Genomic DNA, 14,428 nt, shown 5'->3' on the forward strand with positions numbered 1-14,428 from the left:
TTGAGGGCCTCATCGCTGGCAAGCCAGCTCCCACAGGGTCTGCGGCGCTTGCGATGAGGCCCTCAAGGACCACTACATCGAATAAGCCAGGCTCAGGCTCAGGTTGCGCGGCTCGCCCGGCATGTTCCACGCCAGGTTGTACCCGCGCTCGTAGTACTTGCGGTCGAACAGGTTGTTCAGGTTCAGCCCGAGGGTCAGTTGTTCACTGGCCTTGTAGTGAGCCAGCAGATCGACCGTGCTGTACGACGGCAGCCTGAAGCTGCTTCCCGCCTGCCCCGAGCGGTCGCCGACATAGTTCGCCGAGGCGCCGAAGTCGGAGCCGCGCAACGCCCCGTCCTGGAACTCATATACCGCCATCACGCTGCCACTGTGCCGCGGAATGCCCAGCAGATCGCTGCCCTTGGGCAGGCTTGCATCGCCCTTGGTCACTTCGGCGTCGATGTAGGCATAGCCGCCGATCACCCGCACTGCATCCGTCACCTGTCCGCTGAACTGCAGGTCCACACCCTGGCTACGCGCCTTGCCCGCCGCGATGCTGTCGCCGAAGGCATCGGTGGTAATGACGTTTTCCTTGTCGATGTGGAACAGTGCCAGGGTCGCACCGACGCGGCTGTCGAACAGGTCCAGCTTCAACCCGGTTTCATAACCGATACCCTTCTCCGGCTTGTACACCTGCCCGCGCGTGCCGATGGTATTGGGCTTGAACGAGGTGGAAGCATTGGCGAACACGCCTATTTGCGGGGTCACCTGATACAGCAGGCCGACACGTGGCGTGGCGACATCCTTCTCCTGGCTGTTGCTGACCCGGGTCGTGCGGTTCAGCGCCGTCTGCTCGACCCGCTCCAGGCGCACCCCGACCAACCCGCGCAGGCGGTCGGTAAAGGCGATCTGGTCTTGCAGGTTCAACGCATAGCTTTCGGTGTGCTCGAAGAAGTCATTGGCATTCACCAAAGGTGGCTTGGCCTGGCCGTACACCGGGTTGTAGATGTCGAGCCCGTAGCCGAAGCCGGTCACGCTTTGCGGATACTTCTGGCTGTTGCGGTAGTTCTCGTACTCCAGGCCGACGAGACTCTGGTGCTGCCAGCCGAGGAATTCGAACTGCCCGTGCAGCTCGGCCTGGGTGATGTTGTCGTTCCACTCGAAGTTCCGCTCGCGGTAGAAGCGGCTGATGCGATCACCCACCACCCGCGAGGTTTCCGAACTGTTTCCGCGCAGGGTGCCCTGGGTGTAGTGGTTGGCCAGGCGCAGTTTCCAGTTGTCGTCGAGGTAATGCTCCAGCGCCAGGTCCAGGGTCTGGTTGTCATTGCGGATATGACCGTCGTTGGGCTCGCCAAGGAAGGTCGAACGGGAGACCGGGCCCAGTTCGTTGTTCACCGCCGGGATACCCCGGTCGAATACCGATTCGGTGCGGGAGAATTCGCTGTCGAGGGACAACAGCGTGTCTGGGGTCAGTTGCCAGCTCAGGGACGGACTGACGATGGCGCGGCGGCTGTCGACATGGTCGCGGAAGCTGCCGTTGTCCTCCAGCGCCAGGTTCACCCGGGACAGCACCCGCCCCTCCTCGTCCAGCGGCGTGTTGACGTCGAGGCTGCTGCGATAGCGGTCCCAACTGCCGGCGCTGGCCTTGAAGGTGCTGAAGGCCTCGGCCTGGGGCTTCTTGCCGACGATATTCACCAGGCCGCCTGGGTCGCCCCGCCCATAGAGACTGGCGGCGGGCCCCTTGAGCACTTCGATGCGTTCGATGGTGGAGGTATCCGGCGCACTGTAGCTGCCGCGGTTGATGGCGAAGCCGTTCTTGTACAGCTCGCCCGTGGTGAAGCCGCGCACGCTGTAGTTGAGGAAGGTCAGGCCACCGAAGTTGTTCTGCCGGGAGACGCCACCGGCAAAATCGAGGGCGCGGTCGATGCGGGTGGTGTTGAGGTCTTGCAGCACCTGGGCGGGAACCACGCTGATGGCCTGCGGCGTGTCGCGGATATCGGTGTCGGTTTTCGTCGCAGTGGCCGAACGGGTGGCGCGATAACCCTGGACAGGGCCGTCGGCGCGTTCTTCGATCTGGCGTTCGCTGATGGTCAGGGCGTCGAGCAGAACCGGCTCCTGGGCAAGGGCGGGCAGGCCGAACAGGCTGGCGGAAAGGCCGAGGGAAAGTGTGGTGAGCGGGGTGTTCATGGGGGCACCTGAATTGTTGACGTAATAACATAACAATTCAGATACAAAAAGACACCTTCGGGTTTGTGGGGGATTGGATTTTCTTGCAAGGCTCAAGGGCCTCATCGCTGGCAAGCCAGCTCCCACAATGTCCGCGGCACAGATCACTGTGGGAGCTGGCTTGCCAGCGATGAGGCCATCAGATTCACCCGCGAATCACAGCCTTGAGCACCGTCTTGAAATTCTCGATCTGCTCTTCACTGAACTGCCCGAACACCTTGTCCTGCTGTTCCTTGGCAATGCTCCACAGCGCCTCGGTCTGCTCCACGCCATTGGAGGTCAGGCGCACATTGCCGCCCTCCTCGCTACCACTCACCAGCCCCTTGCGGGTCAGGTTGGCCACCGCCTCGTCGATCTCCCGCGCCGGCATCGCCACTTCGCGTTGCAGGTCGGCCAGGCTCAGGCCGGCATCGTTCTCCAGCACCATGAGCATCCGCGCTTCGCTGGTACGCAGGCCGCTGGAAAGCTGGCGCGGCTGGTACCCGGCCTGATAGGCGCGCAGCGCCTGGGTCATCAGGTAGTACAGGTTATGGCTCAAGCGCCCCTGGAAGTGGCTACTCGGCGGCTGCCCTTCCTCGCGACGGGTCATTCGCGTATGCGGCAGCACCATCGAGTAAGCACCCTGGTGGTACAGCAACGGTGAACGCCCGCAATCCTCGAAGGCCACGACCTTACCGATCATGATCCAGTGATCGCCACCGTCGACCATCTGGTACTTCTCGCACTGGAAGTTGGCCGAGCAGTCCATGAGGATCGGCGCCCCGCCGGCCCCCGGCTGGTGCGCGATCCCGGCAAAACGGTCGTCACGCGGCTTGGCGAAGTTGTTGGACAGGTCGATCTGGTCCGCCGCGAGGATGTTCACGGCGAAATGGCTGGCCGCATCGAAGGTCGCCAGGCTGCTGGAGCGCTTGTCCAGGCTCCAGAGGATCAGCGGCGGATCGAGGGACACCGAGTTGAAGCTGTTGGCGGTAACGCCCACCTTGTTGCCCCGGCCATCGTCGGCGGTGACTACGGTAACGCCAGTGGCGAAGTTGCCCAGGGCGCGGCGGAAGGCGCGGCTGTCGAAGGCCGCGGCAGTTTCTGCAGACATGCAAGACTCCCCGGCTGCCGCACAGGGCAGCCGTGATTGTTGTTATGCGAGAGAGAAAAAATCCGGACTTAGACCATGCTCGGGTCAGGCTGCAGGCCCATCAGCTCACGACCGAGGATCTGCGCGCAGACGTCATAGTCGGTGTAGGCATGGGCGCCGGTCATGTGCGAGTCGCGCCACAGGCGCTGCAGCTCGTTGCTTTCGAACCAGGCGGTACCGCCGGCGGCCTCGTACAGGCGATCCACGGCCTGGATGCACATTTTCACCGCGTAGGCCTGGTTGGTACGCCAGAAGGCCAGGGTCTCGCGGCTCGGGTACTCCTTGCGCGCGCCATGCTCGGCGTGATCCTGCCAGGTCTTCTCGAGGAAGGCGCGGGCAGCGGCGACCTGGTGGGTCGACTCGGCCAGGCGCATCAACGCGGGCGTCGCGGCACCGACGCTGGCGCCGGTGTAGGCACGTACGCGGTTTTTGGTCTTCTCGCGGAAAACCTCGAGCATGCGCTCGGCGATCCCCAGGCTGACAGTGGCGAAACCGACGGCGAAGTAAGGGCGGTACGGGGTGTAGAAGATCTTGCTGTCCGGGTACAGACCGAAGCCGGCGGACTTGCCTTCCATCATGTCCTTGGCTTTCTGGATACGGTGCTCGGGGACGAAGGCCTTGTCGATGACCAGGGTCTTGGTGCCACTGCCCTTCATGCCGGCGGCGAACCAGTCATCGCGGATCTCGTAGTCGCTGCGCGGCAGCACGGCGAAGCAGTAGTCCTGGGTGCCTTCGGCGTTGGCCCGACGGCAACCGACGATGGCCCATTCGGCATGGTCGCAGCCGCTGCTCCAGCCCATTTCGCCACTGAACAGCAGCCCCCCCTCGACCTCCTCGACCCGACCGAACGGCGCAATGCTGCTGGACGCGGTGTGGTCCGGATCCACGCCCCAGATCTCTTCCTGAAGCCTGGCCGGGAACATCGCCAACTGATGGTTATGGGTGCACAGCAGGCTCATGGCCCAGGCGGTGCTGGCGCAGGCGCCGGCCAGCAGCGCGATGCAATCGGTGAACTCGGGCAGGGAGATTTCCATGCCGCCCCAGGCCTTGGGCTGGAAAGCTCGATGCAGGCCGATGCCCTTGAGCAGGGCGATGTTCTCGGCGGGAACCATGCGTTCCTTTTCGGCACGGGAGGCGTTGGCAGCGATGGCCGGCAGTACCGACCTGAGGTCTTCGAGCAACGGGTTTGGCTTTTTCATGGGAGGTCCTGCTTATTATTGGATGTCCGGCCCACCTGCCAGCGGCAGCGGTAGCGGCGGATTCGGAGCCAGTATGGGAGCCGGACAATCCGCTGGAAATGCACCTTCCACAGACAAGATTGTACTTTTCATGGCGCAGCCCTCCTGACTGCCACGCCCGTGGCAGACCCGGTCATGTCGGCGTGGCAGGCACAGTCAAGTCCCACCCCCGAGGCTGCGCTAGGGTGCGGTTTTGCCTCTTTGCACAGGTACATCCGACATGAGCATTTCCCTTCTGCCCTCCGTCCAGGCTTTCCTCCAGCGTGATCACGGCCTGTTCATCGACGGCCGCGCCCAGCCCGCCGCCGGCGGGCGCAAGCTGGACGTCATCGATCCGGCCAGCGGCGAAGTCATCAGCCGCGTTGGCGAGGCCAGCACGGCGGATATCGATGCCGCGGTGGCCTCGGCGCGCAAAGGCTTCGCCCAATGGTCGGCAGCGGCGCCCGCAGTACGCGGCGCAGTGCTGCTGAAACTGGCCGACCTGCTGGAACGCAACCGCGAGGAACTGGCGCAGATCGAAACCCTGCAATCGGGCAAGCTCATCCAGATCTCGCGCAATTTCGAGGTCGACCAGGCCGCGCACTTCCTGCGCTACTACGCCGGCTGGGCGACCAAGATCAGCGGCGAAACCATCACCCCGTCGCTGCCCTCGTTCAACGGCGAGAAATACACCGCCTTCACCCTGCGCGAGCCAGTCGGCGTGGTGGTAGGCATCGTGCCGTGGAATTTCTCGACCATGATCGCCATCTGGAAACTGGCCTCGGCGCTGGTCACCGGTTGCAGCGTGGTAATCAAGCCCAGCGAGTTCACCCCGCTGACCATCCTGCGCATCGCCGAGCTGGCAATCGAAGCCGGACTGCCGGCCGGCGCGCTGAACGTGGTCACCGGCGCCGGCGGCGTGGGCAAGGCGCTGATCGAGCATCCGCACACCGATAAGGTTTCCTTCACCGGCTCGGTGCCCACCGGCCTGGCCGTGGGCCAGACAGCCATGGCCGCCAACCTGACCCGCGCGACCCTGGAACTGGGCGGCAAGAACGCCGCCGGCTTCCTGCCGGACGTAGACGTGGAAGAAGCGGTCAATGGCATCATCGAGGCGGGCTTCCTGCACTCCGGGCAGATCTGCGCGGCAGCCGAGCGCTTCTATGTGCACCGCTCGCAGATCCATGCCATCACCCAGCGCCTGTGCGAACGCCTGAGCCAATTGAAGATCGGCTCGCCGCTGGACGAAAGCGCCGAGTTCGGCCCGGTCACCAACAAGCAGCACCAGGCCAAGCTGGGCCAGTTGTTCGCCAAGGCACGGGCGGAAAACTGCAGCATCCTGCATGGCGGCCAGTTGATCGACGGCCCGGGCTGCTACGTCGAGCCGACCGTGATCCTGGCCAACTCGGCCAAGGACAGCCTGATGACCGAGGAAACCTTCGGCCCGGTGGCGACCTTCCTGCCCTATGACACCGAGGAAGAGCTGGTCGAACTGATGAACGACAGCCCCTACGGCCTCAGCGCCAGCCTGTGGACCAACGACCTGGGCAAGGCCATGCGCCTGATTCCGCAGATCCAGGCGGGGACGCTGTGGGTGAACATGCATACCCTGCTGGACCCGGCGGTGCCGTTTGGCGGGATCAAGGCCTCGGGTGTGGGCCGGGAATTCGGCGGGGCGTTCATCGAGGATTACACCGAGCTGAAATCGGTGATGATCCGCTACTGACACAACCGAAACAGCAAGGACACTGCTGAACCTGTGGGAGCTGGCTTGCCAGCGATAGGGTCAGGCCTGACACCATCATTGTTCAAGCCGGCCTCATCGCCGGCAAGCCAGCTCCCACAGGTTTTGGGATGTCCAGAAAATCCCATTTCATTCCAAAAGCCTTAAAATCCCCAGCTCCCCTCTCCTCCAGGTTGCCCCATGGACATCGAGCTGGCCCGGACCTTCCTTGAAATCGTGCGCAGCGGCAGCCTGGTCGCTGCTGCCGAGCGCCTGCATGTTACCCAGACGGCCATCAGCGCCCGGGTGCAGAAGCTCGAACAGCAACTCGACAGCCAGCTGTTCATCCGCAGCCGCACCGGCGCCAGCCTGACGCCCAACGGCGAGGCCTTCGTGCCCTATGCCAAGCAGTTGCTGCACACCTGGGAAGCGGCTCGGCGCGATCTGCCGCTGACCGACAACTCCCTTCAGGTGCTGCGCATCGGCGGCGAAGTCAGCCTGTGCAACCCGCTGATGCTCGACTGGGTCAGCGTGCTTCATGAACGGATGCCGCACCACGCGATCCGCAGCGAAGTCGGCGCCAGTGACAGCCTGCTGAACAAACTGGAAGCCGGCACCCTCGACGCCGCGCTGGTCTACCAGCCGATCTACAGCCCCGGCCTGCAGGTGGAGCAACTGCTGGAGGAAAAACTTATCCGCATCCAGCTCAAGCGCAAACCCGAGCCTTACGTCTACATCGACTGGGGCGACGCCTTCCGCCGCCTGCACGACGAGGCCCTGCCCGACTGCACGCGCCCGGACATCAGCTTCAACCTCGGGCCGCTGGCCTTGCAGTTCATCCTCGAACACGGCGGCAGCGGTTATTTCCGCACGCGGGTGGTGCAGAGCTATCTGGACCGCGGGGTGCTGGAGCGCGTGCCGCAGGCACCGGAATTCCCCTATCCGACCTGGCTAGTGTACCCGAGGGAACGGGATTCGCAGGTGCTGCAGCAGGCCTTCGACCTGCTGCGCGAGGTGGTGGCGCGCGACAGCGACTGGTCGCAACGCTGGGATCCGCTGATCTAGGCGGCCTTGGCCAGCCGGTCCTGGGCCAGCAGGTGTTGGCTGAGCGCGGCGATCAGGTCGGTCTGGGTCACCACACCGACCACTTTCCCGCCTTCCAGTACCGGCAGGCAGTGCAAGCCGCGGTCGCACAGCAACGGAATCAATTCCACCGCCTGCAGATCACTGTCCACGGTGATCACCGGCTCGCTCATGATCTGCGCCAGGGTCACCGCCTTGCCGCGACCGAACAGCCCGCGCCAACTGAATTTCGCCTGGGCCATGGCCGGGCCGACCAGGTCGCTGAGGCTGACGATACCCACCAGCTTGCCGGACCCGTCCAGTACCGGAAGGTTCTTCAAGTGATGGGAGGACAACTGCTTCCACGCCTGCTGCAAGGTGGTCTGCGGCGTGGCGAACTGCACGTCGCGGGACATTACCCTGGCCGCCGTGAGGCCGCCGAGGCTGCGCTGCACGGCGTGACGTTCGGTAGCGAGGATGATCCGCTCCAGCTCGGGGCGGGTCACATCGACAAACCCGCCCAGTTCCTCCAGGGCATCGTCCAGGTCGCTGCTGCTGATCCCGACGCGCTCGCTGGCCGGCTGGTCGGCGGTGGCATGGGCGGCTTTGCGTGGCATGCCGATCTTTGGATAAAGCACGCCCGTGAGGCGGTTGTAGCCGATGGCCACGGCCAGCACGATCAGGGCGTTGAGCATCACCGGCTCGATCACACGCCCCCCCATGGCCGCCAGCGACGGATCGGCCAGGGCCAGGCTCACCGCCAGCGCCGCCCCCGGCGGGTGCAGGCAGCGCAGCAGGCACATTAACAGGATCACCAGCAACAGGGCGGCGCTGGCGACGAACAGGCCCGGGCCGAACCAGTGGTGCAGGCTGATGCCCACCGCTGCCGCACAGACGTAGCTGGCGAGCAGCGGCCAGGGCTGTGACAGCGCGCCGGAATGCACGGCGAACAGCAGCACGGTGGACGCCGCCAGCGGCGCCATCAGGTGCAGTGCCGCAGCCGAACCGAACAGGTAGCTGCACGCACTCCCCGCTGCTACCAATGCCAGCAAGGCACCGATCGCGGCACGGAACCATTCTTGTGGGGGGATATGCAACGCAGCCGGAATGAAGCGATCGAACCAGTGACCAAGACCACGACTAGACATGTGACGACCAGGCACCTTCTTGAAGAAAAGAAGCCCGCCCAACCTGGGCGGACTTGTATCGCGAGGGGCAATACGCAATGGGCTCCTTCCGTGGAGATGGAAAGATTGCCTGGCAGTCTGAAGAAAACCGGCCCGTTGCTCCAATTCAAAAAAGTGCTGTTTTAGTGCAATTATTTTGCAGTGTCGCATTTTGGTGCTCGCTCAGAGCACCTTGACCGCCCGCCCGATGAACTGGATCGGACCGCTTGGCTTGCCCGTCGGCGAGCCCGACGGGCCCTCCAGGGTCAATTCGAAGAGCTGGTTGTCCTCCAGCGGCGGCAGGGTTTCGAGCGGCACTTCGACGCGCTCGCCCGGCTTGATCAGGCCCAGCGAAACCGGACCGCTCCAGCCGTCGGCCTTGGTCCAGAATTGCAGGGTCTTGCCCGCCGGTACCTCGGCCATGCCCAGCGGAATAAGCTGGGCGCTGCGCGGGCTGCTTGCCTGCACGACCCAGCCCGGGGCCTGGTCCTGCGGGGCGACCAGCACCACCAGGTAGGTCGGTACCGGTGCAGGCGCTTCACGCCACAGTACAACGGCCATGAACAGGCTGGCCGCCAGCCCTGCTGCGGTGGTCCAGCGCCAGGGCGTTGCACGCTGCCACCAGCGCGAAGGGGTCGCTATGGCCGCCGCAGGCGAGAGGCCATCAAGGCTGCGCTCGATCCTTTGCCATAGATAATCCGAAGGCAATTGCGCCGGTGTCAGTTCCTGCAGCGGCTGCAGGCGGCGCTCCCAGGCATCCACCGCCGCGCGCAACGCCGGCTCGTGCTGCAGACGCCGGGCCAGCGCCTGACGCTGCTCGGACGGCAGCGTACCCAGCACGTACTCGGCGGCCTGGGCGTCCAGATCGTGGTCCTTACCGTCGCCGCTTGTCATCCCATGCACTCGCGCAAGGCAGCCAGGCTGCGTTTGACCCAGGCCTTCACCGTCCCCAGCGGACTATCGAGCTTGCGCGCGATCTCGGCGTGAGAGTAGCCATCGACATAGGCGTGAACCAGGCATGCCCGGCGTAGTGGCTCCAGTTGGTCCAGGCATTGGGTCAGGCGAGCGCCGTGCAACAGCCCGTCGAGCTCGCCGGTATCGGTCAATGCTGGCTCGTTACGTTCGTCCAGCTCCACGTCCCGTTCCTGGCTGCGCAGGAAATCCAGCGCCAGGTGCCGGGTGATGCTGAACATCCAGCCACGCCCGCTGCCCCGCGCCGGGTCGAAGGTGGCGGCGCGGGTCCAGATGCGAATGAACGCGTCGTGCACCACATCCTCTGCCAGTGCGGTGTCCTTGACCAATCGCCGGGCCACGCCGAGGAGACGCGGGCCCTCGACGTCGTAAAGGCGTCGCAGGGCCTGGCGGTCGCCGCGGGCGCAGGCCGCCAGATGGTCTTCGTAGTCGAACGCAGGAGCAGATAAGGTCACAGGGTCTCGCCGTGGCTGGGGACTGGCTGAAAGCAGCGTAGACCAGCCCCCGGGCTGGCAGTGGTGATTTAGCGGGCGGTCCAGAAAATATAATCCGCCTGGTAGCTCACCACCTCGCGCTTGCCCTTGTCGGCCGTGGTGCAGGCGCTGCCCGGCGCGACCCCGCCCTTGAGCGCAGTGCGCTGGATATAGGTCACCCCGCTCATGGCCCCCTTGCCTTCGGCCGGATTGGCCTTGACCAGCTGGTACGGCAGGTTGCCAGGGCTCGAAGGCGCCAGCGCCAGTTGCGTGCCCGTGACCCTGGAACCGTCCTTGGCCTGCCAGGTGGCGGGTGGACCGAAGTAATCGCCTATGGCCTTGCCGCTACGGTCGTTGAGCACCGCTTTCGGCCCGACGAAGACCCACTCGGTCTGTCCTGGCATATTCGCCTTGTCGCGGCATTCGTAGGTGATTTCACCGACGCCCGTGGTCTCCAGGGCGACCTTGTGTCCGTCGGGCACCTTGATGCTGTCGGGCAGCGTGCCGCTGGCGTGGGCCAGGGAGCTGGACAACAGGACGGCAACGACCAGTTCGAAGCGGAATTTGACGTTCATGGGCATGACTCCAGTCAGGGAATCGGTTCGACAGCGCGACGGCTGCTGTCTGGACTACCTGGCTGGAGGGGAAACGGATGCAGGCCGCTGAAAATAAATCCGCAGCGGCCCGGGGCAAGCGCTTACAGCCCGAGTTCTTCCGGGGTCAGCATGTCCGACTCGAAGGCGATCCAGCCGTATTCCAGCTCGGCGTGGCCATTGAGGATCTCGCCGTAGTAGGTCAGGCCGTTGTCCAGGGTGACGCAGATATGGGTAGGGTTTTCCGGGGCGGCCAGGGTGCCGTTGAAGTGGACTTTCTTCAGCTTTTCCGACACCGCCTCAAGGGAAACCTGCACACCGGTATTTTCGGTGGCTTCGACGTCATCACGCTGCTCGGCGCTGATGGTGACGGTGGCGGTGTATTTCTGCATGCTCGGCGGCTCCGGAATGGACGGACGGGAAAAGTCGCACAGGATAAGCCAGGCCGCCGCTAAAAGCCCGCCCGGCCATCATGAAAACGAGCACCCGGGGCCGCGCGCTGGTATCGTGCCCGGCTGAATCCGCACGACCGCAAAGGAGATGACCTTGAGTGCCGAAGCGAAAATGACCGGTGACCTGTTCGAAGTCGACAAGCGCCTGAGCCTGAAGCCCGTGGTGGACTTCAACACCTACCTGAGCAATGCCTTCGGCGACGGCCGTTGTGCCTGCGCGCGCTGCAAGGACAGCGCCAACGACGAAAGCGCCTATGCCTTCGCCCACAGTTTCGAATTCAACGGAATTCCCTTGCATCGGCGCTTCGCCGTGACAACGGCGGCGGACGTGCTGGGCGGTCTGAAGAAGGCCTGGCTGTCCTACAACAAGGAAGAGATGCCGATGACCGGAAGCCTGGACCTGGAAGCGGTGAAGGCCTTTGTCGAGCCGAGCCTGCATGTGCGGGTGAAGCCACTGTTGCTGGCCAGTGGGCTGGTGAAGGAGCAGGCCGACGGGGGCCTGCAATTGATGGCTGACGGGGATTTTGTGTAAATCCCGAAAGCCCTATCGCTGGCAAGCCAGCTCCCACAGGTTCTGCGGTCTCTGTGGGAGCTGGCTTGCCAGCGATGAGGCCCTGAAGCGCTACGCCACTACCCGATAACACGGCACATAGGCCGCCCCACCCGGCAACTTCATCCGGTGCTGTTCGACGAACGCCTGCAGCAGCTTGTCCAGCGGCCCCATGATCTCGGGGTCGCCATGGATCTCGTAGGGTCCGTGTTCCTCGATCAGCCGGATGCCCTTGTCCTTGACGTTCCCCGCCACGATCCCGGAAAACGCCCGGCGCAGGTTGGCCGCCAGTTCATGGGGCGGCAGCGACCGGCTCAACTGCAGTGCCGCCATATTGGCGTGAGTGGGGTCGAACGGCCGCTGGAAGCTCTCCTCGATCTTCAGCAACCAGTTGAAATGGAAGGCGTCGTTGCGCTCGCGACGGAACTGCTTGACCTCCTTCAGCGCCTCGGTCATCACCCGCGCCACCTCTACCGGATCATCGATGATGATCTGGTACAGGCCCTGCGCCGCCTCGCCAAGGGTGGCCCCGATGAAGGCATGCAGTTGCTGCAGGTACGGCGCCGCACTGCGCGGGCCGCTGAGGATCACCGGGAAGCGCAGCTCGCGGTTCTCCGGGTGCATCAGGATACCCAGCAGGTAGAGGAATTCCTCCGCGGTGCCGGCGCCGCCGGGGAAGATGATGATGCCGTGGCCGACACGGACGAAGGCTTCCAGGCGCTTCTCGATGTCCGGCAGGATCACCAGTTCGTTGACGATCGGGTTCGGCGCCTCGGCGGCGATGATTCCCGGTTCGGTGAGCCCCAGGTAGCGCCCGCTGCTCATGCGCTGCTTGGCATGGGCGATGGTGGCGCCCTTCATCGGCCCCTTCATCACGCCCGGGCCGCAGCCGGTGCAGATATCCAGCTTGCGCAGGCCCAGTTCATGGCCGACCTTCTTGGTGTACTGGTATTCCTCGCTGCTGATGGAGTGGCCGCCCCAGCACACCACCAGCTTGGGATCGACGCCCGAACGCAGGGTCCGCGCGTTGCGCAGCAGCTGGAACACGTAGTCGGTGATGCCCTGGGAGCTGTCCAGGTCGATCTTCAGGCGGTCGAGCTCGCTTTCGGTGTAGACGATGTCGCGCAGGGCGCTGAACAGCATTTCCCGGGTGCTGGCGATCATTTCGCCATCGACGAAGGCGTCGGCCGGGGCATTGAGCAGTTCCAGGCGTACGCCGCGGTCCTGCTGATGAAAACGGACCTCGAAGTCCTTGTAGGCATCGAGGATGGTCTTGGCATTGTCGACATGGGCGCCGGTGTTGAGGATGGCCAGGGCGCACTGGCGGAAAAGGGTATACATGCTGCCCGAGCCGGCCTGGCTCAATTGCTGGACTTCACGTTGGGAAAGCGTCTCCAGGCTACCCTTTGGGGCGACCGAAGCATTGATTACCTGTCTTTGGGTCATTCTGGATTCCATGCTGTTCGGTGCCTGCGAACGACTGTGGCACCGCTGTTGTGAACACCGCACGCGCGGGTCTCGCACCTGTTTGTAACAGGTGCCCCGGCATGAGGCAAACGCCGCCGGGGTTCACTGAGTATGGACGCTTCCGTGGACTTGTCGTTCCCTCCTCAGGCCTTGTGCCTGACACCTCGGACGATCATCCCATAGCAGGCCAGGCAGCCCAGCCCCGCCAGCGCCAGGGTCAGGCACATCGGCCGCGGCGTGCCGTCCGCAAGAGCGCTCACCAGCGCGGAGAACAGCGCGCCCAGGGCGAACTGGCAGGCCACCGCCAGCCCGGCCGCAGCCCCGGCCTGGCGCGGGTACAAGGCCAGCAGGCTGGCTACGCAATTGGCCCCGAGCAACCCGGTGACGCTGACATAGACCACCACCAGGGCCACCACCAGCGCCAGCCCGCCCCAGCCGGTCAGGCCTGCCGCCAGTAATCCGAGGGCTGACATCCCGGCCAGGCCCGCGCCTACCGCCAGCATGCGCAACGGCCCCCGACGGGTCACCAGGCGGGCATTGACCAGGGTCATGAGGATGATCCCGGCGATGTTCAGGCCGAACAGCCAGGCGTAGCTGCGCGGCGACACGCCGAAGTACTCCATGTAGACAAAGGGCGACGCGGTGATGAAAGCGAACATGCCGGCGAAGGCCAGGCCCATGCACAGGATGTAGCCCAGCGCCAACGGTTGCGTGGCGATATGCCAATAGGCCAGGAATACCGTGCCCAGGCTTTCGCCGCGCTGATCGGGCGCGTGGGTTTCGGCGAGCTTCCAGGTGGCGGCAACCAGGCAGGTCGCGCCGAACAGCAGCAGCCCGAGGAATACCGTGCGCCAGCTACCCAGCTCCATCAGCACGCTGCCCAGCAGCGGTGCGACCAGGGTGGCAAGCATGGTCACCAGGTGCATCAGCGACAGCACCTTCGCCGCTTCGGCCAGGGCGAACAGGTCGCGCACGATGGCCCGCGCCAGCACCGAGGCCGCGGCTCCGCCCAGGGCCTGGAAGAAGCGCCAGGCGACAAGCTGCTCCACCGAGCCGGCGAACAGGCAACCCAGGGTCGCCACCAGGTACAGGCCGATGCCACCGAGCAACAGAGGACGCCGGCCATAGCGGTCGGACAGCGGGCCGTAGACCAGCATGCCCAGGCACAGGCCGACCAGGAATAGGCTGATGGTCAGTTGCACGCTGCCAGCGCTGGCCTGCAGGTCCCTGGCGATCAGCGGCAGGCTGGGCAGGTAGGTATCGATGGACAGCGGCGCGAAGGCCACCAGGGCAGCGAGCAGGACGATCAGCCGCGCTGGATTGGAGTTACGAATCATTGGGGCTCCGCATGCAAGTCATGGCGTTAATGGATCCAGGTAAACAGCGAGGTTCCTGGCTTCGCGGGCGAAAAGATAACAT

The 14,428-nt window shown here is 64.5% G+C and carries 12 protein-coding genes and 1 pseudogene; 3 read left to right on the forward strand and 10 right to left on the reverse strand.

Going from position 1 to position 14,428, the window contains the following annotated elements:
* Positions 1 to 72: 72 nt before the first annotated feature.
* The 3 genes from N7650_RS15070 to N7650_RS15080 form a co-directional block, all read right to left on the reverse strand.
* Positions 73 to 2,166, reverse strand: coding sequence for a TonB-dependent siderophore receptor (locus N7650_RS15070; protein WP_279898907.1), 2,094 nt, complete (start codon positions 2,164 to 2,166; stop codon positions 73 to 75).
* Between the two features lie 184 nt (positions 2,167 to 2,350).
* Positions 2,351 to 3,295 carry a p-hydroxyphenylacetate 3-hydroxylase reductase component gene (locus N7650_RS15075; protein ID WP_009408850.1) on the reverse strand — a complete coding sequence of 315 codons (945 nt, stop codon included), beginning with the start codon at positions 3,293 to 3,295 and terminating at the stop codon, positions 2,351 to 2,353.
* Positions 3,296 to 3,363: 68 nt separating this feature from the next.
* Entirely contained in the window at positions 3,364 to 4,533 is a 1,170-nt protein-coding gene (locus N7650_RS15080; protein WP_279898908.1) for a p-hydroxyphenylacetate 3-hydroxylase oxygenase component, read from the reverse strand.
* 259 nt (positions 4,534 to 4,792) lie between these two features.
* Between N7650_RS15080 and N7650_RS15085 the strand changes: the two genes are divergently transcribed.
* The gene (locus N7650_RS15085) at positions 4,793 to 6,277 is read left to right on the forward strand and encodes an aldehyde dehydrogenase family protein (RefSeq protein ID WP_279898910.1); all 1,485 of its coding nucleotides are present in this window, start codon (positions 4,793 to 4,795) and stop codon (positions 6,275 to 6,277) included.
* Positions 6,278 to 6,475: 198 nt separating this feature from the next.
* On the forward strand, positions 6,476 to 7,339 hold the full coding sequence (locus N7650_RS15090; RefSeq protein ID WP_279898911.1) for a LysR family transcriptional regulator: 864 nt from the start codon (positions 6,476 to 6,478) through the stop codon (positions 7,337 to 7,339).
* A 20-nt stretch (positions 7,340 to 7,359) separates the two neighbouring features.
* On the opposite strand, the pseudogene N7650_RS15095 reads toward N7650_RS15090, so the two are convergent.
* From N7650_RS15095 to N7650_RS15115, 5 genes and pseudogenes are all read right to left on the reverse strand, one after another.
* Positions 7,360 to 8,484: pseudogene (locus N7650_RS15095) on the reverse strand (CBS domain-containing protein); the annotation flags it as partial.
* Positions 8,485 to 8,685: 201 nt separating this feature from the next.
* The gene (locus N7650_RS15100) at positions 8,686 to 9,396 is read right to left on the reverse strand and encodes an anti-sigma factor (RefSeq protein WP_009408858.1); all 711 of its coding nucleotides are present in this window, start codon (positions 9,394 to 9,396) and stop codon (positions 8,686 to 8,688) included.
* The gene (locus N7650_RS15105; RefSeq protein ID WP_009408859.1) at positions 9,393 to 9,929 is read right to left on the reverse strand and encodes a sigma-70 family RNA polymerase sigma factor; all 537 of its coding nucleotides are present in this window, start codon (positions 9,927 to 9,929) and stop codon (positions 9,393 to 9,395) included. Before N7650_RS15105 ends, N7650_RS15100 begins: the two co-directional genes overlap by 4 nt.
* 68 nt (positions 9,930 to 9,997) lie before the next feature.
* Positions 9,998 to 10,522: a DUF3455 domain-containing protein gene (locus tag N7650_RS15110; RefSeq protein ID WP_279898912.1), complete on the reverse strand. Its 525-nt coding sequence runs from the start codon at positions 10,520 to 10,522 to the stop codon at positions 9,998 to 10,000.
* Positions 10,523 to 10,644: 122 nt separating this feature from the next.
* Positions 10,645 to 10,932 (reverse strand): hypothetical protein, encoded by a 288-nt coding sequence (locus tag N7650_RS15115; RefSeq protein WP_009408863.1) that lies wholly within the window; start codon positions 10,930 to 10,932, stop codon positions 10,645 to 10,647.
* 154 nt (positions 10,933 to 11,086) lie between these two features.
* On the opposite strand from N7650_RS15115, the gene N7650_RS15120 reads away from it, so the two are divergent.
* A complete protein-coding gene (locus N7650_RS15120; protein ID WP_009408865.1) occupies positions 11,087 to 11,524 on the forward strand; it encodes a hypothetical protein in 438 nt (145 codons plus the stop codon).
* A gap of 90 nt (positions 11,525 to 11,614) precedes the next feature.
* Here N7650_RS15120 and ppnN read toward each other — a convergent pair whose 3' ends face one another.
* Both ppnN and N7650_RS15130 read right to left on the reverse strand, forming a co-directional pair.
* Complete coding sequence (ppnN, locus tag N7650_RS15125) at positions 11,615 to 12,988, reverse strand: nucleotide 5'-monophosphate nucleosidase PpnN (protein ID WP_064303766.1); 1,374 nt, start codon at positions 12,986 to 12,988, stop codon at positions 11,615 to 11,617.
* Between the two features lie 164 nt (positions 12,989 to 13,152).
* Complete coding sequence (locus N7650_RS15130; protein WP_279898913.1) at positions 13,153 to 14,346, reverse strand: Bcr/CflA family multidrug efflux MFS transporter; 1,194 nt, start codon at positions 14,344 to 14,346, stop codon at positions 13,153 to 13,155.
* Positions 14,347 to 14,428 lie beyond the last annotated feature (82 nt).

Source organism: Pseudomonas sp. GD04058 (assembly GCF_029836855.1).
GTDB lineage: Bacteria > Pseudomonadota > Gammaproteobacteria > Pseudomonadales > Pseudomonadaceae > Aquipseudomonas > Aquipseudomonas bharatica.

Excerpts from the sequence above, each read along its gene's own strand:
- N7650_RS15070 (WP_279898907.1), bottom strand. The coding sequence starts at position 2,166 with ATGAACACCCCGCTCACCACACTTTCCCTCGGCCTTTCCGCCAGCCTG.
- N7650_RS15075 (WP_009408850.1), bottom strand. The coding sequence starts at position 3,295 with ATGTCTGCAGAAACTGCCGCGGCCTTCGACAGCCGCGCCTTCCGCCGC.
- N7650_RS15080 (WP_279898908.1), bottom strand. The coding sequence starts at position 4,533 with ATGAAAAAGCCAAACCCGTTGCTCGAAGACCTCAGGTCGGTACTGCCG.
- N7650_RS15085 (WP_279898910.1), top strand. The coding sequence starts at position 4,793 with ATGAGCATTTCCCTTCTGCCCTCCGTCCAGGCTTTCCTCCAGCGTGAT.
- N7650_RS15090 (WP_279898911.1), top strand. The coding sequence starts at position 6,476 with ATGGACATCGAGCTGGCCCGGACCTTCCTTGAAATCGTGCGCAGCGGC.
- N7650_RS15100 (WP_009408858.1), bottom strand. The coding sequence starts at position 9,396 with ATGACAAGCGGCGACGGTAAGGACCACGATCTGGACGCCCAGGCCGCC.
- N7650_RS15110 (WP_279898912.1), bottom strand. The coding sequence starts at position 10,522 with ATGAACGTCAAATTCCGCTTCGAACTGGTCGTTGCCGTCCTGTTGTCC.
- N7650_RS15115 (WP_009408863.1), bottom strand. The coding sequence starts at position 10,932 with ATGCAGAAATACACCGCCACCGTCACCATCAGCGCCGAGCAGCGTGAT.
- ppnN (WP_064303766.1), bottom strand. The coding sequence starts at position 12,988 with ATGACCCAAAGACAGGTAATCAATGCTTCGGTCGCCCCAAAGGGTAGC.
- N7650_RS15130 (WP_279898913.1), bottom strand. The coding sequence starts at position 14,346 with ATGATTCGTAACTCCAATCCAGCGCGGCTGATCGTCCTGCTCGCTGCC.